The sequence below is a fragment of the Streptomyces sp. NRRL S-31 genome, from assembly GCF_000718775.1.
GTDB lineage: Bacteria > Actinomycetota > Actinomycetes > Streptomycetales > Streptomycetaceae > Streptomyces.
Genome location: NZ_JOCB01000010.1, coordinates 31,758 through 54,985, shown reverse-complemented (window position 1 = coordinate 54,985; position 23,228 = coordinate 31,758). Strand labels below are relative to the sequence as shown.

Genomic DNA, 23,228 nt, shown 5'->3' with positions numbered 1-23,228 from the left:
GACGACCAACCCTCACCGGTGCGCTTTTCACGGTAGGGGGCGGCGGCATGGATGTCGTTGGCGATGAGTACACACCCACTTGGCAACGCGTCTACTCGGCGATGTGCCGGGCTCGGTGGCGGTACGCCTTGGGCGGTTCGGCCCGGTCTGCGGTCACCGGGACGGCGTGCGGCCGGACGGGGGCGTGCCGTCGGACCGCCCGGGGAACAGATGTCCGCGGGCGTTCGGCCTCCGTACCGTTCCCTACGGCCTACCGGGGTGACGGTCGGTCTCGCCGACGGCTCGGCCGGGTGTCTCGACGAACCGCTCGATCAGACGGAGATAGTCCTCGGCCATGACGTGCATCTGGTCGTGGTCGAAGTACCGCGCGTCGAAGGCGAGGCGTCCCTCGATCCGTCCGGACCGGTGCCGCAGCAGCAGGGCCACGTCATACGCGTCCTGGCCGCCGGACGTCTCGACGACGGCGCGCACCGCGCCGTCCGCGCACCCGGGCACGTCCGGTCGGGGCCGGTCAGCCTCGCCGGCGTGGCCATCGAAGCCGCCGTGGTCGAAGCCGCCGTGGTCGAAGCCGTCGTGGTCGTCACAGTCGAAGAGCACCTCGGTCGGCGGGGCCGTCCGGTCGGTCCTCGACGGGTCCACGAGCCGCATCAGCTCCTCGGCCGGTATCCCGGAGTGGGCGGTGGCCTTGGCCACCTCGGCGGCCGTGCGGGTGGCGAGCGTGGCGAGGTCCTCGCCCGCCTCGGGCCGCAGCCGCACGGGCAGCACGGTGGCGAGCGGCCCCACGACGTGCCGGTCCGACGGCAGCCGTGCGTGGTGTGCGACGCCGACGAGCAGGTCCTGCCGGCCGGTGTACCGGCCGAGCAGGGCGGCGAAAGCCGCGAGCAGCAGGTCCCGGTGCCCGACACCGAGGCGTTCGGCCGCCTCGCGCACCGCCCGCTCCCGCGGAACGGCGAACGTCACGACCCCCTCCTCGTACTCCTGCTCGGGGGTGTCCGTCTGCCGGGGGCGGCGCCCGGGCAGTCCAAGGGCTTCGGCGGCGGGACTCAGCTCCGCCGCCCGTGCCGCGAGTTCCTCCGCCGTGGTCACGGGTGCGGTGTCGTCCAGCCAGTCGGGGAAGCTGCTCGGCTCGGCCGGCGCGGCGTCGTCGAGGGCCGCGAGGAGTTGCCGGGCGACCAGCCGCAGCGACCACTCGTCCAGCACGGCCCGGTGCCCGGCCAGGCTGAGCCAGCCGCCGCCGGACCGCTCGGGCAGCACCGCGATCCTGAACAGGGGGCCGCGGGCGAGGTCGAAGGGCTCGGCCGCCCAGTCCCGCAGCGGGTCCGGCACCTCGGCGCTCCCGCTGGAGGGCCGCACGGGCAACCGGACGGGGGTCACCGCCGTCCCGGTCCGTACGTGCTGCACGACCTGGTTCCCGGCCAGTCCGAGGTGCGTGCGCAGCGCGTCGTGCGCCAGCGTGACCCGGTGGACCGCCTCCTGGAGTGCCTCGTCATCCGGCAGACGGGACAGGCGCAGGGACACCGAGAGTCCGTGCCGGCCGTCCGGTGCGGCGGACCACAGCCGTTCCTGCACCAGGGCGGCCCTGCGCACCGCGGTGGACCCGGCGGGGGCCCGCGCCGGGTCGTGGAGGGGGTGGTCGGCGGCGGATGACTCCCCCAGCCGGGGGCGGGCGACGAGGCCGGCCGGCAGCGGGTCGCCGGGCGTGGTGTACGCCGGCTCGTCCACGCTCCGTGGCGGCAGCGGCACCGGCGCGTCCTGTCCGAGGGGCCGGCGCCGGTAGGTGCGGTGTGCTTCGCCCGCCGGAGTGTCGGCCGCCTCGCGGGAGCGGTCGGCGAAGGCCCGTGGCGCCGGTACGGGGTCACCGGCGGGCAGCGGCTCGCCCGCGTGGGCGCGCCGCAGCGCGTCGGCCAGGATCAGGACGGACGCCTCGTCGGACACCAGATGGTGGACGGCGAGGACGAGAACCGTGTAGTCGGGCCCGTGCAGCAGCTCCACCCGGGCCAGTGGTCCGTGGTCCAGGTCGAAGGGGACTTGCCGGACGTGGCGTACGGCCTCGTCGCGGGCCAGGGGCGTGGTCGACTCCCGGACCGGGATGCGGGGGGCGTCGGACCAGTCGAGCACCGGCCCCCGCGCGCCCGCGGCCACTCGGCCGCGGAGCCGGGGGAAGGAGCGACCGAGGGCGTCGACGGCCCGGCCGAGACACGCGGGATCGATCGTGCCGCGCACCGGGAAGGGGCTCGGGATGATGTGGATCCCCTGACCGGGATCGCGCTGCCAGGCGATCCACATCGCTTCCTGATCCACGGAGAGCGGCATCTGTTCGACGGGGTCTTTCACGACTGCGTTCCTTCCGGGCTGCCGTTCCTGGCCGCGGCGAGCGGCGCGTCCGGTGGGGGATGTGCCGGAGCCGGGCCGGCCGGCCCGGTGTCAGGCCGCCGCTGTGTCACGTGAAACCTTGGCGAACCTGCCCCGCCCCGCGTCCCTCGCCGCCCCTTCCGGCACGGGTACTTCACAGGATGCCGATCCTGATGGCGTGGGCGACGGCGTGCGTGCGGTTGCGCAGCCCGAACCGCTTGACCACGCTGTGGATGACGCTCTTGATCAGGCGTTCGGAGTAGGTGAGTTCGGCGGCTATCTGCATCACGTCCATCCCCTCGGCGAGCATTCTGAGCACGTCGATCTCGCGTGCCGCCAGACCGGCCGGGAGCTGCTCGCCCGGCACGGCGCCGTTCCGGCTGCTGCGCAGTTGGTCGCGCAGGACGTTCAGCCTCCTCGTCGACGGGACCGGCTCGCCGCGGTGGCTCTCCAGCACGGCCGCCAGGAGCCGGCTGCCGCTCGTGCGGGACCGCATCAGGAAGGCCACCACGCCGTGTCCGGCCGCGAAGCGGAGCTGCGGTTCGGAGACGCGGTCGGCGACCAGCACGACCCGCGCGCGGCCGGCGGTGGTCTCCGTGATCCGGCTCATCGCCTGGAGCGTGCCCGTGGTGACCTCGGCGGTGATCACCACCACCACGTCCGCCTCCGCCATCCGTTCCGCGGGCAGCACCTCCACACGTCCCGTGGCCGCCAAGGAAGCGGTGGTTCCGTGCAGGATGAGCGCGTCGTCGGCCTGTACGACGACCGCCGTCGTCGACTCGGCTCCGCTGTGCCGACCGTTCGCCTGATCGATCATGACGGGAACTCCCCTCTGCGTGGTGAGGTGTGCTCCGGAGACGGGACGGGTGCCCGGCCCGGACGGGCCGGCGGCCCACGCCGGGCGGAGGGGGTACGGCGGGTCGTACGGACGCCGTGACCCCGGTGGGATGCGGGCGGCCCGGCCGCGCCCGCACCGCGCGTGCCCGTTACCCGCCGTGGACGGTGCGGGCCAGGGTGCCGGGCGTCAGCTCCAGGACGTGCCGCTCGGGCAGCGCCTCCCACTCCGGTTCCGGCTGCTCCCACCCGGTGGACGCCACGACCACCCTGCCGTCCTCGGTCGTCCGGTAGTGGAGTCCGAAGTAGCCCGCGCCACGGCGGCCGATGACCTCGGAGTGCGGGTCGTGCTCCGTGTACGCGTACAGCCCGTCGGCGGTGAGCAGCAGGCAGTTGAGGCTCACGAACCGGTCGGCGAGGACCCGGATGTCCTGCGCCGCCTGCATGATGGCCTTGACGGGGCCCACACCGTCGTCCACGCGGCGGCGTACGGCCAGGTAGAACCGCTCGCTGTCGGTCTCGCCGCCCGCGCTCGCCAGCAGGTCGGGGCCGATCACCTCGTCGAGGGAGCCGGCGGGTGAGAAGTCGCCGTTGTGGGCGAACGCCATGTCACTGTCGCCGAACGGGTGGGTGTTGGGCCCGCTGACCGCGAAGCTGGGACTGGCCATGCGCAGGTGCAGCAGTACGGCGTCGGTGGTCGACGTGTCGAGCAGCGGGTTCAGCCGTGGGCCGGCGAACGCGGGTTCGGGTTCCTTCACCGAGTCGACGGTGCCGTTCGGGGTGCGGACGGCCAGCCCCCAGCCGTCATCGTGCTCACAGGCCAGCCTGAGGAACGGTTCGAGGTCGTCGGCGAACAGGTCGCGGACGGTGTCGGGATGCCGCGAGACGGCACCGATGAGTCGACACATGCGGATATCTCCTTCTCTTGGACGGGAGGTCGCGGGTCCGGGCGGCGGGGACCGGCCGGCCGCGGGGCGCGGTCGTCTTCGTGGGAGCGGGCCGCGCCGGTCATAGGTGGACTGATGCGGATAAAAGGGGTGCCTGTGGGCGCACCGGTCCCGGGGCCCGGTGCGACCGTCCGGTCCGCCGGGCCGGGCGGCCCCGGCGGGAACCGCGCGGTGCCCCGGTCCGGGGCACCGCGCGGCCGGCCCGCCGAGTGCCGTGCCGGCCTACGGGGCGCGGGTGCCGCCCCTCAGACCGTGGTCGCCGTCCCGGGGGACGGGACCGGACCGGCGGGGCCGCCTCGTCCGCCGAGACGCCGTTCGAGCCGGGCCGCCGCCTGGGCCAGCACCAGGTTGACCACCACGTACACCAGCGCCACCACCAGATAGCTCTGGATGATCGTGTGGTTGAACTCGCCCAGCACCTTCGCGGCGTTGAGCAGTTCCAGGAAGCTGACCACGTAGCCGAGGGTGCTGTCCTTCAGCAGCCGCACGAGCTGGCTGACCAGGGCGGGCGCCGTCTGCCGTACGGCCTGCGGCAGGAGGACCAGGCGCATGGTCTGCCAGCCGCCGAGCCCCAGCGCGTGCGCCGCCTCGGTCTGCCCGGCCGGCAGGGCCAGGACGCCCGACCGGAAGATCTCCGCGAAGACCGCGGCGTTCGTGAGCACGATCGGCCACACGAGCTGCCAGAACAGCGGCAGGCGCAGGCCCGCGGCGGGCAGACCGAGCAGGAAGGCGTAGATCAGGAGCAGCAGCGGGACGGCCCGCATCACCTCGACGTACAGGCCGGCCGGCCGGCTGAGCCAGGCCGTGCCGGACAGCCGGGCCAGCGCCAGCAGGGCGCCCAGCGGCAGCGCGATGGCGCCGCTGACCAGGGTGACGCGCACGGTCGCCCAGAGGCTGACGAGCAGGTACCGGATCACCGGCCACTCGACGAAGAGCCGCCACTTGGCGGGATCGAGCTGGCCGTGGGCCGCGAACCGCTGCGTCGCGACGGCGACGAGGGCGGCGAACAGCGCCAGTGACACGGCGGTGGCGATCGCGATGCGGCGCCGCCCGCGTGGGCCCGGCTCGTCGAACAGCGGGACGTCGTCGCCGTCCAGCCGGTCCAGCGCGCCGGAGAGCCGGGCGCGCAGCCCGCGCGGGGCGTCCCGGCCGGGCCGCTTCGGCGGAAACCCGGCGTACCGCACCGGCCGGTCGTCGGCCGCGGCGGACCGCACGTCCGGTTCCTCCCGCAGGGACGAGGTCATCGCAGCACCGCCAGTCGTCGTTCGAGCACGGCGGCGGCCCGGCCGACCGCCAGGGTGAGCAGGACGTAGCACACGGCGGCGGCACCGAAGGTGAACACGGGCTGCGCGTACTGCTGGTCGAGCAGCACGGTCTGGCCCGTCAGCTCCTGGGTCACCCCGACGGCCGCGGCCAGTGACGAGTTGAGCACCACGGCGATCAGCAGCGACGCGAGGGGCTGGACGGCGCAGCGCAGCGCCTGCGGGACGACGACGTGGCGCAGCACCTGCCAGAACGTCAGGCCCAGGGCGCGGGCCGCCTCGGTCTGGCCGACCGGGACGGACCGGACACCCGCGCGCACCGTTTCGCAGAAGAACGCCGCCCAGTACAGGGCCATCGCCGTCACCACGGTCCACAGCAGCGAGTAGACGAGTCCGATCTCCGGCAGGCCGAACACGAACAGGGCCAGCAGGACCAGCAGCGGAACGCTGCGCACCGTCGACACGTAGAGCGCGGCGAACAGGCGCAGTGGCCGCACCGGGCTGATCCGGCACACCGCGAGGAGCACTCCGCCGACCGCGGCGAGCAGGAACGTGCAGCCGCTGATCTGGAGCGAGACCAGCAGGCCCCGGCCGAAGACGTCCGCGTGGGAGGTGATGACGTCCATGGGCTCAGCCGATCGTGGGCGGAGCGGGGACCGGTCCCGGCACCTGGGTGCCGACGGTGTTCTTCCACACCGTGGCCCAGGTGCCGTCCCGCTCGATCTTCCGCAGCCAGTCGTTGACGAACTTCTTGAAGTCGGGGTCGTCCAGCGGCAGCCCGATGCCGTACGGCTGCTCGTCGAACTTGCCCGGCAGCACCTTCACGTCGGGGTGGGTGCTGGCGTTGCCGGCCAGCACGCCCTGGTCGAGGACGTACGCGTCGGCCCGGCCCTGCCGCAGTGCCTGGAGGCACTCGGTGTTGGTGTCGAAGAGCTGGATCTTCGCCGAGGGCACCTGCTTCTTGACGGCCTGGGCCGCGGTCGAGCCCGACTGGGTCACGACGGTGGCGCCCTTCAGGTCGCCGAGCGACTTGATGTCCTTCTCGTCGTCGCGGACCTGGATGCCCAGGCCGTCGACGTAGTAGGGGCCGGCGAAGGCGACGACCTTCGACCGCTCGGGAGTGATGGTGTAGGTGGCGAGGACGGCGTCGACGGAGTGGTTGCGCAGCAGCGCCTCGCGGGTGGCGGCGGTGACGTTCACCAGCTCGGTCTTCGGCTCACCGATGATGTACTTGGCGAGCAGCCGCGACATCGCCGCGTCGAATCCCTCGACCTTGCCGGTGGTGGGGTCGAGCTGGGAGAAGAGCGCCGCGGTCTGCGTGCCCCCGACCTTCAGGGTGCCGGCTTTTCTGATCCGGGCGGCCGTGGAGCCGGACGGCATCAGGGACGCGTCCGCGGGTTTCTCCCGCTCGATCGCCCGGTCGACCGTGCCCGTGCTCGCGGCCTTGCCCGCGACGGCCGGCGCCCCCGGTACGGTCGAGGCGGAGGAGCCGGAGCAGGCGCTGGTGAGGGCCAGGGCGGCGACGACCGCCGCGGCGGCCAGGGGGACGGAGCGGCGCCGTGTCCGCGCGGTGCTGTGCACGATGAACTCTCCGGGGAGGGAAGGGATACGGGATAACGGGGGCGCGTGGGTGGGGGTGTCCGCGCGCGGGAGCGGGGGTGCGGCGCCGGGTGAGCCGGGCGGGCCGGGCGGCGGGGAGGGGTCCGCCCGGCCCGCCCGGAGCTGGGGAGTGCCGGGGCCGGTGTTCCGGGGGCGTCGGGAGGACCGCCGCCCCGCGGGTCAGTGTCCGGGCAGGGACGCCAGGAAACACTCGGCGCGCGGGTGTCCGGGGGAGGCGAAGAACTCCGCGGGCGGCGCGATCCGCAGGATCCTGCCGCCGTCCATGAACACCACCCGGTCGGCGACCTGGCGCGCGAACCCCATCTCGTGCGTGACGACGATCATCGTCATGCCGTCCTGTGCCAGCTCGGTCATGACCCCCAGCACCTCCTGGACCATCTCCGGGTCCAGAGCCGAGGTGGGTTCGTCGAACAGCAGCACCTTCGGTTCCATCGCCAGGGCGCGGGCGATGGCCACCCGCTGCTGCTGGCCGCCGGACAGCTGCCGGGGGTAGGCGTACGCCTTGTCCGCCAGCCCGACCCGCTCCAGCAGCCGGTACGCCCGTTCCCTGGCTTCCTCCAGGGAGATGCCGCGGACCTTGACCGGGGCGAGCATGAGGTTCTGCACCACCGTCAGGTGGGCGAAGAGGTTGAAGGACTGGAAGACCATGCCGACCTCCGCCCGGAGCCGGGTGAGTTCCCTGCCCTCGGTGGGCAGGGGCACTCCGTCGAGGGCGATGGTGCCCGCCGTCGCGGACTCCAGCCGGTTGACGCAGCGGCACAGCGTCGACTTGCCGGATCCGGACGGGCCGATGATCGCCACCACTTCACCGGCGGCGACGTCCAGGTCGACGCCGTGCAGCACTTGGGTGGTGCCGTAGTACTTGTCGAGGCCCCTGATCCGCACGAGCGGTGGGGGCGCCTCGGCCGAGCCGGCTTCACGGTCCGTGCCGATCCGCACCGTACTGGTACTGGTACTGGTCACGAAGACTCCTGCGGGAGGGCGGGGAGTGGAGGACGAACGGCTCGCTCGATACGTCTATTTGATCGAATCCCCGACCGCTCTGTCCAACGAGGATATTTTCGCGTACGCATCAAATTCCCTTATCGTTTCGTCATGCTGGATGTTCATCAACTGAAGGTCCTGACCGAGGTCGCGCGGACCGGCTCGTACACCGCGGCCGCCACCTCCCTCGGCTACACCCAGCCCGCGGTCAGCTACCAGATGCGCCGGCTCCAGCAGGCGGTGGGCACGCCCGTGGTGACGCGGATCGGCCGGGGCCTGCGCCTCACCGAGACGGGCAGGGCCCTCGTCCAGCACGCGGACGCGATCTTCTCCATGCTGCGCGCCGCGGACCAGGAGGTCTCCTCCCTGGTGGCGCGCGGTGGCGGCCTGGTGCGGATGGTGGCGTTCCAGAGCAGTTGCGTCACCCTCGTGCCGGAGCTGATCGCCCGGCTGCGCGTGAGTCATCCGGGTGTCCGGGTGACGGTGGTGCAGGCCGAACCGGTCGAGGCACGGCACCTGATCCGGACGGGCGAGGCCGACCTGGGCCTGCTGTGCAACTGGGAGAACGAGGACCTGCCCGACGGCGAGGGCACCATGCTGCGGGTGGAGTTGATGACGGACCGCCGCTGCGTGCTGATGCCCGAGGACGACCCGCTGGCCGGCGAGACCGACATCGACCTCGCCGAACTCGCCTCCCGTGACTGGGTGATGGAGAGCTTCCGGGACCGTTTCCTGGCCGCGTGCACCAACCTGGGCTTCGAGCCCCGGATCGCGGCGACCGTGGACGACGTGAGCGCCATCCAGGCGCTGGTGGCGGCCGGCCTGGGCATCAGCCTGGTCAGCGAGATGGCGCTGTCCCTCTACGTCGTCCCCGGTCTGGTGCACCGTCCGCTGCGGCACTGGCCCCGGCGCCGCACCTACGCCCTGCTGTGGCCGGACATGGCGGCGGTCCCCGCGGTGGTGACGGTCCTGAACGAGGTCCGGGCCATCGCGGCCGACCTGCTGCCCACCGTCGGCGGGCCGCCGGCCTGACCGTTCCGCCCGCCGTCCGGCCGCCGCCGCCGTTCGCGGACCGGGTGGGTCAACGGGCCCGTGCCCTCGGCCGCCGGCCGTCCTCGTCGGCCGTCGTGCCCCGCCCGGCACCGGCCGACCCGCCCGCGGCACTTCCCGGGTGCTCCGCGGCGGGCCCGAAGGCACTTCTCCCTCCGCCGATGAGCCGGCGGACATCCGGCATGCCGGACGGATCGACCCCCTTCGGCACCGGGGGCAGCAGCAGCACCCAGCGGCCGCGCCGACGGGTCTCCTCGTGGGCGGCCATCAGCAGCACGGTGCCCCTCTCGGAGGGGTACATCCCGACCGCCGTGGTCGGCGCGTACACCGGCCGGCCGGTCATCTCGGCGATCGTCCTGGCGACGGTCGTGGAGTAGTCGCGGCCGGTGCGGCAGGACATGAGCACGATGGGCCCGTAGCCGTCGGGGTCCACCCGGTTCAGCAGGTGGCCCACCGTCTCGTGGGGCACCAGGGCCGCCTCGTCCGTGCCGCTGACGAGACCGATGCCCCCCTCGTTGCCGTGGGCGTCGAAGAAGGTCAGCGGCGCGCGGCTCTGCTCCGGGACTCCCTGCCAGGGCGGGGCCTCGTCCGTACCTGGCGGAGCCACCTCCGCGTCGGCCAGTTCGCTCGGCGTTGCCGGTACGTGGCGCACCGGACTGCTGTAGGGCCGGTAGCCCGCGTAGTGCCGCTTGCGCCACTCGTAGTGCGGGTCGATGTGCGATGCGTAGCCGATCAGGCGGCCGTCGGCGTCGTACAGCGGACGGAGCCGGACGGCGGGGCCGTCGTCGGGGTCCCTTCGGTCGCGCAGGTCCGGCACCGCCCTCCGGGCGGTGCTCGACAGCCTGGCGGGATCCTCCGGCCGCGCGCCGGACGTCCGCCGTACCGGGGACGGGGCGTGGGTGTGGTTCCGGCTGCGCGTACCGGTCGCCGGGACGGCGGAGTGCCGCGGCCAGAGCCGGGGCAGTCGGGTCCGGACCGCCCCCGCTTCCGCGCCGGACTGCCCCGCCGGGGTCTCGCCGGGGTTCTCCCGGTCGCTCCGTGCGGCGGCGGACAGCGCCTGCGGCGCGGGCCCGGACGGCCCGAGTCCGGGCCCTGACGGCTCGCCCGGGCTCCCGGCGGTGCGGGGCGACGGCGCCGCGCCGCCCGCGCCGGGGGCGGGCCCGGCCACGCCGGTCTCCGGGCCGGTACCGGGTGCGGGCGGCGCCTCCGTGGTGCGCAGCACGACGGTGCCCACCACCCACCGCGTGCCCCCGGGGCCGGTGACCCGGAATACGCCGACCGCCCGCACCCGGTGACCCCGCGCGCCTCGCGCGGCACCCGCGATCGGCGTGCCGAAGCGGAGCATCTCCCGGCGGGGCACGGACTGGGTGTGGGTCAGCCCCGCGGTGGTACGCAGGCCCGTCACCGGGATCGTGGGGCCGAGACGGTCGGTGGCGGCGCCGTTCAGCGGGGCACTGAGCCCGAAGCCGAGGGCCGGGGTCGTCGTCAGGTCACCCTGGGAGAGGGCGCCGTCGGTGGCGATCTCCACCCGGTCGATGGCGGTGTCCAGGCTGTCCCCCTCACTGCGGGGCACGTACAGCGAGAGCTGGACAGAGGTGGCGCCCCGGCCCGGCTGTCCGAGGAACGGCGCCGTCGCGGCCGGAGGCAGCAGCGTCAGACGGCCGGTACCGGCCAGCCGGGTGAGACGGACCAGCATGCCCTCCGCCGAGCCGGACGTCGGCAGGCCGGCCGGCCCGCCCAGGGACGGGTCGACGGCACGCAGCGCCTCGGCGAGTTGCGGCAGCGCGTCCATGTCGTACACCGCGAAGGGCCGCCGGGGGACCCAGGCCGGGGCGGCGAGCAGCTCGCGCAGCGCGGCCGGAACCTCCATGTCGATGACGGTCCCCTCCGGCGGGGCCGCCAGGGGCCGGGCCGGGTCTGCGGTGAGGACGGCCGGTTCGACCAGGGGGCGCGGCGCCGCGGACTCGGCGGGCGTCTCCGACCCGTTGAAGCGCAGCACCACCCGTACGCCGACTCCGTCGGAGACCTGCCGCACCGGCAGCGGGAGGCGGCCCGCCAGGTGTCCGAGGGCGGTGCGGGTGTCCTCGGGGAGCCGCCGGGCCACCGCGTCGGCCAGGCCGGTCAGTCCGCCGCGCAGCATCCGCAGCGACGCGCCGGGGAGCAGCTCGTCCATCGGACGGGCGGAGACCGTCGCCTCGTACCGGTAGCGGAGCTCGAACTCGGAGACGTCCATCATGCTGCGCTGCCAGGCACGCCGATCGCGGGTCGAGGTGGCCGCGTCGGCCACGCCGGCCTGCCAGGAGGCCGAGAGCGTGGGCCGGAAGCGGTAGCCGCCGTGCTGGATCACCGGCGAGAAGTCGGCCGTGGCGGAGGTCGTGGTGGAACGGGTCTGCCGGGTGCTGCCGGGCTCCGGCAGGGAGCTGCCGTCACCGCTGGTGTGGCCGAGGACGTTGTCCAGACCGGGGTTGCCCGCGGCGCGCCGCCCGCGCACGGTGTCCAGCGGGACGGCGGGCCGGGCCCGCAGCACGACCTCCACCCGCATCGGCCCCAGCCATGAGGGGTGGACGAAGGAGAACCCGATGTGCCCGTCCGGGCCGGCGTTGACCAGGGTCCGCAGGCCCAGCGAGGAGGCGTGCTCGTTGATCCGGGAGCGGACGCCGGGCCGGTAGGCGGCGGTGCCCGGGACGGTCGCTCCGGGCGCGACCTGCTCGACCAGCCGCAGGACGGTGTCCTCGAACGCCGACCTGCCGCCGTCGGGGCCGTCGGCATGGGCCTCCACCACGGCGCCGAAGCCGATCCGTCCGCCGCTGCCGACGAACCAGGAAGGCAGCGCGCGGTCCGCCGGTGCCGCCTCGGGCGGCTCGGGCACCCCGTCCAGCCGGAACTCGGGGTGATTGACGAGGTCGTGGTCGGAGAGCAGGAACTCGACGCTCTCCGGGGGCAGTTCGACGATCCGGGTGTCCTCGTACCGCGGTCCCGCGGCCACCGTCCCGGCCACCGCGTTGCGCAGCCCGGCGCGCACCGTGACCTTGTACCGGGCGGTGGCCGCGAAGCGGTGCGCGGGGACATCGTTCTCGCTGGTGACCCGGAAGACCGCGGAGGTGTCGTTGACCGTGGTGGCCTCGGTGACCGTACGGCGGTGCGCGTAGTGGCCGGACGGGGCGACGACCCTGCCGGAGGCGCCGTAGTCGGCGGCGACCGTGACACCGAGCGCGTGGGAACGGCTGGTGCCGCGGGTCTCCGCGGAGGCGTCCACGGACTGGATCCACCGCTCGTAGTCCATCACCCCGGGGCGGGGCATGGCCCGTACGTCCGTGAGGCGGCCCTCCACCTCGATGGTGATGTCGGTGCCGGTCAGCACACCGGAGGTGGAGGCCCCCTCGATCACATATCTGTCGTTGAACAGCCGGTAGGCGTTGGCGACGAGGTGGTGCGGGGACAGCCCTGCCTCCACGACCTCCTGGACCACGCTCCCGGGCGCGTCGGGACGCTGTCCGGTCGCCAGCTCGTCCACCCGGCGCACCGCCGCGGCGGCCTGGCCGACCGTCTGCCGCACGGCCCGGGCCGCGCCGTCCAGGGCGTTCGCCGCCCAGCGCCGGTACGCCGCGGCGGCCCATGCCGTTGCCGTGTCCGATGCCGGGGAGGGAGCTTGCGCCGGTTCGGCTTGCGCAGAGTCGGCTTGCGCAGGGTCGGCTTGCACGGAGTCGGCTTGTGCGGGGTGGTCGCGCTCCGCGGGCTCCGCCGCCGCGTCCCCGGCCCGTCCGGGTGCCTCGGCGGCCGTGTCGCGGGACGCTTCCGCAGCGGTGTCCGGGGCGGCGGCCGTGTCGCGGGACTCCCCCGCCGCGGACTCCGGGACGGCTGTCGCGTCCGCCGGACGGTCGTCCGCGGCCCGGCCGTCCTCCACCGGCTCGGGCCAGGCTCCCGGCATGGACCGCAGTTCCACGTCGTCGGTGCGCGATGACCGATCGGCGGCGGTGTCCTCGGCGAGCGCGCCCCGCAGGGCGGCGAGCATCTCGTTCACCGCCTGCCGCAGCTCCCGGCTGCCGCCGGCGCGGTCCACCCAGGCCGTCTCGGGCAGCCGTACCGCGTTCGCCGGCACGGCGGCGTCGTCCGGGCCGAGCGGGCGGGGCCGCACCTCGGCGGGCGGTTCCGACCCGGCGGGCCGCTCCAGCGTCCGGTAGGTGGGTACGGCGAGGCTGACCTCGCCCTCCGCCTCGCGCGGCTCCATGGCCGGGCCGTGGCTGTACGACACCGACGTGCGGTAGGTGACGGGCAGGGTGTGCACCTGGACGCCGTCGGCGGTGGGGCTGAGGGCGTAGAACTCGTGGCCGGTGCCCGAGCTGGAGCCGGTGACCCGGGAGGACTGGCGGCTGTGCGCGTACTCCGGGGTCAGGCCCGGCATCCACAGGCTGCCGTGGCCGTCGAAGGGGTTGGTCAGCGAGGCCTGCACGGTGCCGCTGAGCGCCAGCGGCACCCGGGTCGCCTGCTCGTCGCCGACCACGGTGGAACCGGTGTAGTTCAGCGTCTGCACTCCGGTCAGGTGCAGGTCGTGGGTGACGCCGCCGTCCTCCCGTCCGGTGAGGTAGCGGCGCTCGGCGGCGATCCGGAACGACACCCGGTGGGTGCCGGTGGCGGTCGGCAGCTCGAACCGGACGGGATGGCCGCCGGCCGTCATCTCGTCGAACGCGGCGCGCAGGCCCATGTCGGAGCGGAGCTGGTCCAGCTTGCGCTGGTTGTTCAGCCGTTGCAGGTGCGCGGCACCGCTCACCGGCCCGTGGTACCAGGCGCCGGCCCGGCCCCGGCGCGGCGGCAGGAAGCCGTGGTCGCCGAGCCAGGTCTCCAGTTCGTCGAAGAGCGGGCCGGTCCCCCTCACCGCGACCGGAGTGGTGGAGACGCCCAGGTCCCGCAGGTGCAGGAGCTCCGGCGGTAGGTGGCGCGGCGTGGCCGGGGCGCCGGTGACGGTGGCGGCGGACGGCACCCGCAGGATGAGGGGGTAGCGGGCTCCCCGGGCCAGCGGGCTGCCCTCGGCCGGTTGCTGCTCGGGCCGGTCGGGACGGACCAGGGTGGCCCGCCAGACGACGTCGGCGTGTACCCGCAGCAGCGGCTTCGCGGTGCGCAGCGAACGGGACGTACGGGCGCTGCCACCGGCCGTCACGGAGTCGGTGACCTGCTGCTGGACGGCGGCCTGCGCGGTCAGCGTGAGGCCGGCCGGCGCGGTCCCGGCGGCCGGGTCGGGGCTGCCGAGCGCGAGGCCGCCGCTGACGGCGAGGCCCACGCCGGCCGCGTTGGTGACCGCGGTGGTGCCGGACAGCCGCACCGAGCGCAGGACGTGCGACTCCAGCACCCCGTTGCGGGTGGCCGGTCCGGCGAGCGCTTGCTCGCCGGTGCGCTGGGAGACCTCGGCGTGCAGCCGCAGCATGCCGATCACCGAGCCGTTCTCGGCGTACAGGGTCGGCGAGCTGTGGTGGCCGCCGTACATCAGGGGCAGGTTGCCGCGTACGGCGCCCTCGTCCAGGAAGCGGCGGAGCTGGTCGAGGGACGCCTCGGAGAGGCCGTCCAGTTCCGGGCCGAAGGAGCGCAGTACGTCGGCCAGGAGCCGGTCGGCGTGCGGCACGGTCTCCGTCGCGAACAGCGGGACCCGTCCGAGGAGGACCTCCATCGGCGCCGGGAGCCGCTCCGCGTCGTCGCCGGCCGGCGCCGCCGTGTCGGACTCGTCGTCGAGCAGGTGCTGGGGGAACCAGACGGTCAGCGGGGACGGCGCGGCCTCGGCGGAGGTGTGCCACTCATCGGCGGCCGGGGTGGCGGTGACCGCCTCGCCGAGTGAGGCGGTCGTCCGGAGCTGCGCGTGCAGCGTGTAGGCGACGGGCCAGGAGCGTTCGCGGCTGCGCAGCAGGACCATCGGCTGCACCGTCGCGCCGGCCGTGACCGAGGTGGTGGTCTGGTTGTGGGTGAAGGTCAGCTGCGGGGCGAACGTCAGCCGGCGGAACCAGCCGGTGTGCGCGAACGGCAGCGTGTGCCCGTGGCTCAGGCTCGCGGCCCGCAGGTCACCGGTGGAGTCGGTGCTGCCGGACTCGCTGACGCCGAACATCCAGCGCTGGATGCCGACCGGCGGGCCGTCCGGCATCTCCTCGATCCCCGCGGGGACCCGGCGCGGCTCGGACAGGCCGAAGCGCAGGCTCACCCGGTAGGTGCCGCCCCGGTAGGGGGCCCGCAGCGGCAGGCCGTGCTCGCTGAACAGGCGCGCCCACTCGCTGCTGAGGTACGCCGGGGTCAGCGTCGCCCGGACCGCCCGGCGGAACGCGGGAACCTCTCCCCGGTCGCCCTCGACGTGCCGGAAGATTTGCTCCCACAGCCAGTGGACGGTCTCCTCCGGCACCGGGTCGACGTGGACCAGGCCCTGGGCGCCGTCGCGGCCGGTGCCGAAGGAGGTGACGGAACCGCTGAGCCGCTCCTGCCCGGTCGCGGCCCCTGCCTCGGACGTCGTCGGGTCGGGTGCCGCCGTCCCGTCCTCGACGGCGGGGGCGACGGCCGGGGCGGCTCGGGCCTCCACGACTGCGGCGGAGACCGGGGCGGCTGCGGCCTCCACGACTCCGGCGGAGACCGGGGCGGCTCCGGCGGGAGCCGGGGCGTTCGGCCGGTCCAGGTCGCTCGCCACCGCCGGCGCGTCGGTCTCGGTCCGGGTGGCGCGTTCCGGCGCGGCGAGGGAGATGACGGGCTGGTCGGACGTCACTCCGCCGGGGCGGGCGGCGTCGTCGTCGGCACCGGTCCGCGCCGCCGCGGGGTGTGCGTCGAGCCCTTCGTGGCCCTCGAACGTGATGTCCGGGTCGCCCGGCCGCGCGGTACGCCAGCCGGCCAGACCGTCGGCCGGCACCGTGATCAGATCCTCGGGACCGACGAACAGCTCCCCGGTGGGGCCGCTGACCGGCAGTCCCAGGCCGTTCGCGAGCTGCTGGACGTACGACGTCGGCACGATGGACTGGGAACGCCCGGCGTAACAGACCGCGGCGATCACGGCGCTGTCCGCGCGGCCCACCGCGTTCCGCCGGAACGCTTCGAAACTGGCCCGGCGACGCAGCAGGGCCGCCGTCTGCTCGCCGTCGAACGCCACGTACCGGCCGTCGCGGGTGTGCAGCAACGCGTGGGGTACGTCCGGATATCCGTGGAAGGCCAGGAAGTGCCGTGCGCCGTCGCTTCGCGACCAGGGAGTCCACCCGTCGATGCCGTAGCGGACGCCCTCGGCCGACTCGACACTGAACCGGGTTCGCTGCGGCAGCGCCATGAAGGCCGCCTCGAACTTCCTGAACTGGAAGTCGGGCATCGAGACGTGGCCGATCAGCCGGCCGTCGGAGCCGGCGAGCGGCGTCATCAGCAGGGAGCGGAAGTGGAACCGCTCGCCGGTGACGGAGGTGACGTAGTTCTCCGGCCCGGTCTCGTCCGCGCCGGACTCCGGCCCGTCCGCCTCCGGTTCGGCCGGATCCACGTACACCCAGTGCCCGTCCGGCAGACCGTCCTGTCCGTCGATCGTGGCGACCGCCAGGTCACCGAAGACGGTCTCGGCCAGGTCGACCCGGCCGGTGTGCGAGTACACCCGGACGCCCGTCCGGTCGGCCACCGCCCTGGCCAGGTCGAGTCCGTACCGGGCGCCGTGGGCGGTGACCAGCCATATGGGGTGACGGTCGGGCAGGTTCCCGGCCACCAGGTCCGCGAAGGCGCGGAGCGGCACCCGGACCGGCTCACCCCGCTGGTAGAGGACGACCGCGGGTGCGGCCGTCGGGGGGACGCCGGGGTCGAAGTCGAGGCGCCAGATGGAACGGCCCTCGCTCTCCCGCACCTGCCGCGGTCTGCTCTCCCCGGTCGGGACGAAGTCGATGCCGACCGGTCGGCCCGCGCCGTCGAGCAGTACCCGGGCGTCGAGCCGGTCCGACGGGACGGAGTCGGTGGACGCGGGGGGAAGCGGGTGGGTCTGCGGTGCCTCGCCGGTGCCGGGGACGGCGAGCATGTCCTCCGGGTCGCCGGCACCGGTCAGACCGTCCCACGCTGCCGCGGGCGCGCTCATGCGCACACCCGCCGGACCGACCGCGGACGCGTCCGGGACCGTCACCGGTGGAGCGGCCGCGTCCGGCCCCGTCCAGAGGTGGGTCCGCGCGTCCGGCGCCGTCTGCGGAGCCGCCTCCGGTTCCGCCGGCCACACCATGGACTCATCCGGGTGGAACTCCGTCTGCCCCGGCCAGCCGTAGATGGGGTCGGGCAGGCCGAACATGGTGCCGTCCAGCTCCATGTCGGCCGGGGGCACGCCCAGATCGTCCAGCCAGGCGGACCAGTTCGTAGTGCCGAGATCCGTAGTGCCGAGGTCCGGACCGTCCAGGACCATGCCGGTGGGCCCGAGGCCGGACTCCGGCGGGTCCTGGACGTCGCCGGTAGCGGTACCGAGCCAGCTGAAATCGAACACATCCAGACCGACGCCGGCCGTATCGAAGGCACCATCGAGCTTCCCGGCACCGAGTGCACCATCGGCGGTCATGTTCATGAGGGTTACTGCGGTGAGCTCGTGTGCCTCCCGCACCCACTGACGAAACGCCTCATCGATAGCGGCACCGGCGGATTCAGCGGCCTCCCCTCCATCGGCGTCGGTGGAGGTGTCCTCGGTACGGTCCTGGGCCAGCAGGTCGGCGTAGTTGCGGTGCAGCTCCCGCTGCGCTTCCTGCCACGCCGGAATACGCCAGTCGTCCTCGGCGGCAGCCTGCGGATGCGCCGCCGGGAACTCCGCCGGCTGGACGGTCTCGAGGTAGGCGTCGCGCAGGGCGGCGATCCGGCGGCGGGTGAAATCGACTGTGGCGGCGTGGGACAGCGTCACCGTGTCCCGGGTACCGGCATCGAGCTGCCGGGCGAAGTCCTGGAAGGCCGTGTGCCGGGCCTCGGCGACCTCGCGCAGCGCGGCGGTCTGCGCATCGAGGCGGGCCAGTGCCTGCTCACGCGCCTGCGGGCTGAACAGGTGGAGCCGGTCCGTCAGCGGCGCGGCAAGCGCCCGGCGCCGCTCCTCGTACCAGCCCGCCAGCTCACGGTCCCACGCCGCATCAGCCCCGAACCGCGCCGTGTGATCGGCGAGGACACGGTTGTACGCCACCGCCGTCCGCGCCCACCGCTGCTCGTACAACGCGGCCTGACGCACCTCCGCATCCAGCCGCTCCAGCCGTTCCCGGCGCCCGGCCTCGTCCGCCACCGCCAACACCTCGGCCCGGTCGGCGACGTACTGCTGCCGCAACCGGGCCAGCCGGCTGGTGTACCAGCGGCGGGTCTGGCCGTTCCACTCCGCCCGGCCATCGGTCAGGTCCGCACGTCCGCCCGCACCACCGAGTACGGCATCGAACGCGGCGCGGTGCTGCTGCCCGGCCACCCAGGCGGCCTGCGCCTCGGTGTACCGCTGCCCGAACTCCTGGACCAGGTCGGCCACTCCGGCCGACGACCGACCAGCCGCCTCCTCCACGAACTCCCGCTCCAGCGCGACCGCCGACTGGGAACGCGCGAAGGCTTCACCGTGCCGCAGGTCCGACACGGTCGAGACGATGTCACGGTGGAAGACCTCCGCCGCGTCCGCCTCGGCGGCCAGCCGCTCCGTTACGGAGGTGAGCCGGGCGGTCAGATCCTCCAGGGCCGCACTGCGGGCGGGGGTGAATTCCGCGGGGCCGGTGGCCGTGCGGTCCCCGGCCCAGGCGTCGGCGAACGCCTCCCGGGCAGCGGCAACCCGGTCCGTCGCCTGCGGGGCGCGCAGTTCGGAGAACGGCGCCAGCCGCGACTCGAACTCCTGATACGCCCGATCACGAGTCGCAACCGTGTCCCGCAGCTCGGCCAGAGCCTCGGAGACAGGCACCGGAACCGCGTCGGTCCTGGTCCGGGAGACCTCCTGGGCCGGGGGCGTGTCGGTGCGGGTGACCGCCGTCCGGGGCGGGGCGGCGGCGGGCAGCGGGGGCGGTGCCTGCCGCTCCTCGCGGGCGGCGAGGAGTTCCCGGGACTGGAGCTGCCCGCCGTCACCGGCGACCGTCGTGGCCGTCTCCTCGGACGGCGCACGCCTTTCCCGGGTGATCTCCATGCGGCCCAAGTCCAGTGTCCAGCGCGGCTCACGCTGCCACGCCCGGGCGGCCTCGTCCTCGGCTCGGGTCCGCTCACCCAGCTCCTGCCAACGCCGGCGCGCATGCTCCACCAGGGCGGCCCGCACCCCCGCCTCCCCTGCCGGAGACGACGTACGGGCAGCGGCGTCCCACTCCCGGGAGAACCAGGACCGCAGATCCGACAGACCCCGCTGGTAGTCACCCGACACCCGGGCCGAACGGATGCCGGCCTGCGGGATCTCCGCCTGCCGGGCCAGCTCCTCCAGCACCGCGCCCTTGCCCAGCATGCCCTGGAAGTTCGCCGCGACCTGCTGACGCCACCGTGCGCTCTCCGCCTCGGCCCGCGCCCGCACCGCCGCGTCCCGCGGCGCCCGGAGTTCGGCAACGTCCGCCTCCCACTCGCCGCGCACCGTGCTGCCGAACGTGTCACCGCGTTCCTTCTCACGCTCCAGCCAGCCGCGCAGATCACGCTCGGACGGACCGTAAATCTCGTGATAGCCCTCCGCCCAGTCACCGCGGAAGTCATCCGCCAACCGGTCGAACGCCTCATCAGAAACCGTGTAGTGCCGTGCCGGACGCTCGGTCAGCTCGTCCAGCCCCGGCCCCGACAACCGGTGGAATGCCAGACCGCCGTCACGCAGCGCACCCTCCATCCCCCACTCGAACTCCAGCCGGCCGGGCAGAGACCGCTCCGCGTTCGGCAGGTACTCACGGAAGAGGAAGTCCTGGCCCGCCGCGACCCGCTCCACATCCCACGAGCCGTCCTCGGCACGGCCCGCGAGCGCACGGTAGACACGGGTGACGTCCTCCCGCAGCCCCTCCCGCGCCCGCACAGTGCCAGGCCCGTCCGCCTCCAACGCGTCGAACATCCGGTCGGCCTCGGCCAGCGCACGGTCCAGACCCACCTGGTACTCCAGCCGCACCGGCACCTCACCGGCCAGCCGCTCCTGCGCATCACGCATATGCGCGGCGTACGCCTCCCACTGCGCACGCGTCAGCGCACGCGGATCCCGGCCCGCCAGGAACCTCTCACCCTCCGCGGTCAGCTCCTCACGGTGGGAGGTGACCACCGCCTCCATGTCGACCGCGGCCGCATCCGCCGGATCATGCCGCGAGGACCGCTGCCACGCCACACGCCGCGCCTCCACCTCGCGTGCGACGTCCGCCTTCAGCCCCTCCTCGGTGACCCGGGCGTTCAGCCGCGCCTCCCACCGGTCACGGAAGCCCGCCAACCGGCCATTCAAGACGGGCCGCTGCTTGCGGAACGCCTCGTACTCCATCCAGCGGGTCGGGGTGCCGTCCCCACCCGGCAGCGTCCGCGTCGTCACCTCGAACTCGCCACGGAAGTCGCCACGGACCTCACGCACCCACGGTGCCTCCGCGTCCGCGCCCACCCGCCGGCTGAGGAAGTCGAACGTGTCCGCCGCCTCCGCCGCCAGCTCCAGACGCGTCCGCAGCCCCCGGGTCAGATCCTTCAGCCCACTGTCGTAAGCCCGGTACAGATGCGACCAGTCGAACGAACCGTCACGCTCGCCGTCCGCCGTCCGCATCCCCTCCGCCGCCCGGTACACCTCACCCACCGCGGCATCGGCGAAGTCCTGACGGACCTGCCGCAACTCCTCCTGCGACATCGGCTGACGGCGCGAACCCGTCTCCGCGTCGAACACCTCGTTCGCCGTGCGCCGGGCCAGATGCGCCGCGGCCGACAACTCGAACTCCTCATGCAGGCCCGCCGACAACCGGTCGAAGGTCTCGGCGAACTCCGAACGGCTGATCTCACCCCGCCGGTACTCGCCATACGACTCCTGCCAGCGCTCGTCGAACCGGGACTTCACCTCCTCCAACCACTCCCGGCGCACCTGCTCGACCATCTCCGGCGTCACCTCGGCACGCGCACGCTCCTCGGCGATCCGAAGACGGATCGCGTCAAGGTCGTCAGGCCCCCGGAACACCGGATCGGGATCGGCGAGACGCCCGGCGAACGCCTCCTCCACCCGGCGGTCGGCCTCCTGTTGGAAACGGAACCGGTCCTGCGCCTCCTCGAACCGGCCCCGATGCGTGCCCAGCAGATCCTCCTGCCGGGCACCCCACAACTCAGCCCGCACCTGGTCAGCACCATGGAACGTGTACGGACCGAAAGGCCCCTCACCCGTCTTCCCCGTAAGATCCACACCCGGCCCACCAGCCTCCGGATAAGGCGGCGGATCCCCACCGTCATCCCGGTAAGACGGCAGGTCCCCGCCCTCACCATCCCGGCCAGCCGGCCCCGGCGCCCCGGCCTGCTCCGGCCCCCGCACACCACGCTCAACGGCGGACGCCGAGCCCCGACCAGCAGCCTCACCCTCGCCACCAGCCGTACCGGACAGCGGTGCCCGCTCGCCGCCCCGGCTCTCGGTCCGCACGTTCGGCACAGCCTGCTCCGCCGCCGCACCCGGCCGGGAATCCCCGCCGCCACGGGCCACGGTGTCCGGCCGCGCGCCCGCACCCTGACCCGCCACCGACGACGGTTCACCGACAGCGCGCACACCGGCACCGGACACCTCACCCGGCCGTACGGTCGTACCGGCACCCGGTGCCGCCTCGACCCGGACGTTCGGCGCAACCTGACCCGCCGCCCCTGCGGACCGGGCGTCCGCAGCACCACGGACCACCATCTCGGACCGTGCACCCGCACCCTGACGCAGGTTCCCGGCATCACCCGTCATGCCCGGACGCATGTTCCCGGTCTCACCCGGGCTCGCGGTACGCACGTTCGGCACACCCTGCTCCGCCACCGCACCGGGCCGCGCATCCCCGCCGCCACGGGTCGCGGTCTCCGGCCGCGCGCCCGCACCCTGACCCGAAGTCACCGGCTCACCAGCACCACGCACACCAGCACCAGCACCGGCACCGGCACCGGCACCGGACGCCTCACCCGGCCGTGCCGCCGTACCGGCCCCCGGCGCCGCCGCCTCGGTACGGACCGCAGGAGCCGCGCCCCCGCCCTCCCTGACCGTGGTCTCCGGCCCACCGGCCGTACGAGACACGGTGGCCGGGCCGGGCTGAGCGGCAGCGGACGGCCTGGGCGACGCGGTGTCACCCGTCGTCGAGGCCGTGGACGTCTCCGCGCCGCGCGCCACACCCTCCGGCCTGCCCGCGACAACCGACGGGGTACCGGCCCCATCCGGCCGCACACCGGACGACGCACCCGCGCCGGGCGCGGTCGCCTCACCAGCCGTACGACCCACAGGCACACCGGTCTGACCGCCCCCACCCGACTCCACGGCCCGGCCCGGCACCACACCGCCGCCCCCGGCCACAGCCGGCCCCTCGGACCGCACCGCACCCGCGACCGGCGCCTCCTCCGCACCGCGCACCCCGGCAGACCCACCACCGGGACCAGTGACGGCACGCCCCGGCACCTCCGCACTGCCACCCGTCGACGCGGGCTCCTCCAGCCGAACCGGGCCCGCGTTCGGCGCCGCCGTCTCCGGAGCACGGACCACACCCGGCGCTCCGCCCTCGCCGCCACCGCTCCGGACAACCGGCGGAACGGCCGTCCGCTCTCCCACCGGCTCCACCAGGGACGAAGTCCGGTCCGGAGCCTCCTGCGCCTGCCTTGTCACCTCGGGGTCCGCCGACCGCACAAAATCCGTACCCGGAACAGACTCCACGGCATCGAAACCAGGCAGCCCCGTCGCGTCCCGCGTAACCGGAGGCACACCACCGGTCGCGGCGGGGTCCGGGGCACCGCCGCCCCGCACCACCGGTTCCGCCCGCGTGACGCCCACGTCGACCGTACCCGGCGTACCTGGCGGCTCCACGCCCGCACCGCGAACCGTAGCCGCACCCGCACCCGCAGGAATCGCCGTCCCGGGCGCGGGAGCGGCGGCCTCGGAATAACGCGGCAGGGTGTCGACCGAGGGCGAACGGCCAGGAGTGCCACCACCCTTGCCGGGGTCCGGGGTGACCGTCGTGAGGTCCTTCGTGCCTCCCGGGCCGCCCGCGCCGCCGAACGCGGACAGATCCGAACTGTTCACACCATCAGGCGACTTGAACGGATCCTTGGTCGACAACGACTTGACCGCGTCCGC

The 23,228-nt window shown here is 74.2% G+C and carries 9 protein-coding genes; 1 reads left to right on the top strand and 8 read right to left on the bottom strand.

Annotation, left to right across the window (positions count from 1 at the left end):
- Window positions 1–243 precede the first annotated feature (243 nt).
- The 7 genes from IF37_RS0106740 to IF37_RS0106710 form a co-directional block, all read right to left on the bottom strand.
- Window positions 244–2,334 (bottom strand): condensation domain-containing protein, encoded by a 2,091-nt coding sequence (locus IF37_RS0106740; RefSeq protein ID WP_030737690.1) that lies wholly within the window; start codon window positions 2,332–2,334, stop codon window positions 244–246.
- A 172-nt stretch (window positions 2,335–2,506) separates the two neighbouring features.
- Entirely contained in the window at window positions 2,507–3,169 is a 663-nt protein-coding gene (locus IF37_RS0106735) for a LuxR C-terminal-related transcriptional regulator (RefSeq protein ID WP_052845008.1), read from the bottom strand.
- A 169-nt stretch (window positions 3,170–3,338) separates the two neighbouring features.
- Window positions 3,339–4,094, bottom strand: a complete 756-nt coding sequence (locus IF37_RS0106730; protein ID WP_052845007.1) for a class II glutamine amidotransferase — start codon at window positions 4,092–4,094, stop codon at window positions 3,339–3,341.
- A 284-nt stretch (window positions 4,095–4,378) separates the two neighbouring features.
- Complete coding sequence (locus IF37_RS0106725) at window positions 4,379–5,377, bottom strand: amino acid ABC transporter permease (protein WP_079165588.1); 999 nt, start codon at window positions 5,375–5,377, stop codon at window positions 4,379–4,381.
- The gene (locus IF37_RS0106720) at window positions 5,374–6,021 is read right to left on the bottom strand and encodes an amino acid ABC transporter permease (protein WP_030737678.1); all 648 of its coding nucleotides are present in this window, start codon (window positions 6,019–6,021) and stop codon (window positions 5,374–5,376) included. The genes IF37_RS0106725 and IF37_RS0106720 overlap by 4 nt, the downstream gene beginning before the upstream one ends.
- Before the next feature lie 4 nt (window positions 6,022–6,025).
- The gene (locus tag IF37_RS0106715) at window positions 6,026–6,976 is read right to left on the bottom strand and encodes a glutamate ABC transporter substrate-binding protein (protein WP_030737673.1); all 951 of its coding nucleotides are present in this window, start codon (window positions 6,974–6,976) and stop codon (window positions 6,026–6,028) included.
- A 198-nt stretch (window positions 6,977–7,174) separates the two neighbouring features.
- Entirely contained in the window at window positions 7,175–7,948 is a 774-nt protein-coding gene (locus IF37_RS0106710) for an amino acid ABC transporter ATP-binding protein (RefSeq protein ID WP_052845014.1), read from the bottom strand.
- 162 nt (window positions 7,949–8,110) lie between these two features.
- On the opposite strand from IF37_RS0106710, the gene IF37_RS0106705 reads away from it, so the two are divergent.
- A complete protein-coding gene (locus tag IF37_RS0106705) occupies window positions 8,111–9,031 on the top strand; it encodes a LysR family transcriptional regulator (protein WP_030737667.1) in 921 nt (306 codons plus the stop codon).
- Window positions 9,032–9,080: 49 nt separating this feature from the next.
- Here IF37_RS0106705 and IF37_RS0106700 read toward each other — a convergent pair whose 3' ends face one another.
- Window positions 9,081–21,260 carry a hypothetical protein gene (locus tag IF37_RS0106700; protein WP_158727297.1) on the bottom strand — a complete coding sequence of 4,060 codons (12,180 nt, stop codon included), beginning with the start codon at window positions 21,258–21,260 and terminating at the stop codon, window positions 9,081–9,083.
- Window positions 21,261–23,228: the final 1,968 nt, after the last annotated feature.

Excerpts from the sequence above, each read along its gene's own strand:
- IF37_RS0106720 (WP_030737678.1), bottom strand. The coding sequence starts at position 6,021 with ATGGACGTCATCACCTCCCACGCGGACGTCTTCGGCCGGGGCCTGCTG.
- IF37_RS0106705 (WP_030737667.1), top strand. The coding sequence starts at position 8,111 with ATGCTGGATGTTCATCAACTGAAGGTCCTGACCGAGGTCGCGCGGACC.
- IF37_RS0106735 (WP_052845008.1), bottom strand. The coding sequence starts at position 3,169 with ATGATCGATCAGGCGAACGGTCGGCACAGCGGAGCCGAGTCGACGACG.
- IF37_RS0106725 (WP_079165588.1), bottom strand. The coding sequence starts at position 5,377 with ATGACCTCGTCCCTGCGGGAGGAACCGGACGTGCGGTCCGCCGCGGCC.
- IF37_RS0106730 (WP_052845007.1), bottom strand. The coding sequence starts at position 4,094 with ATGTGTCGACTCATCGGTGCCGTCTCGCGGCATCCCGACACCGTCCGC.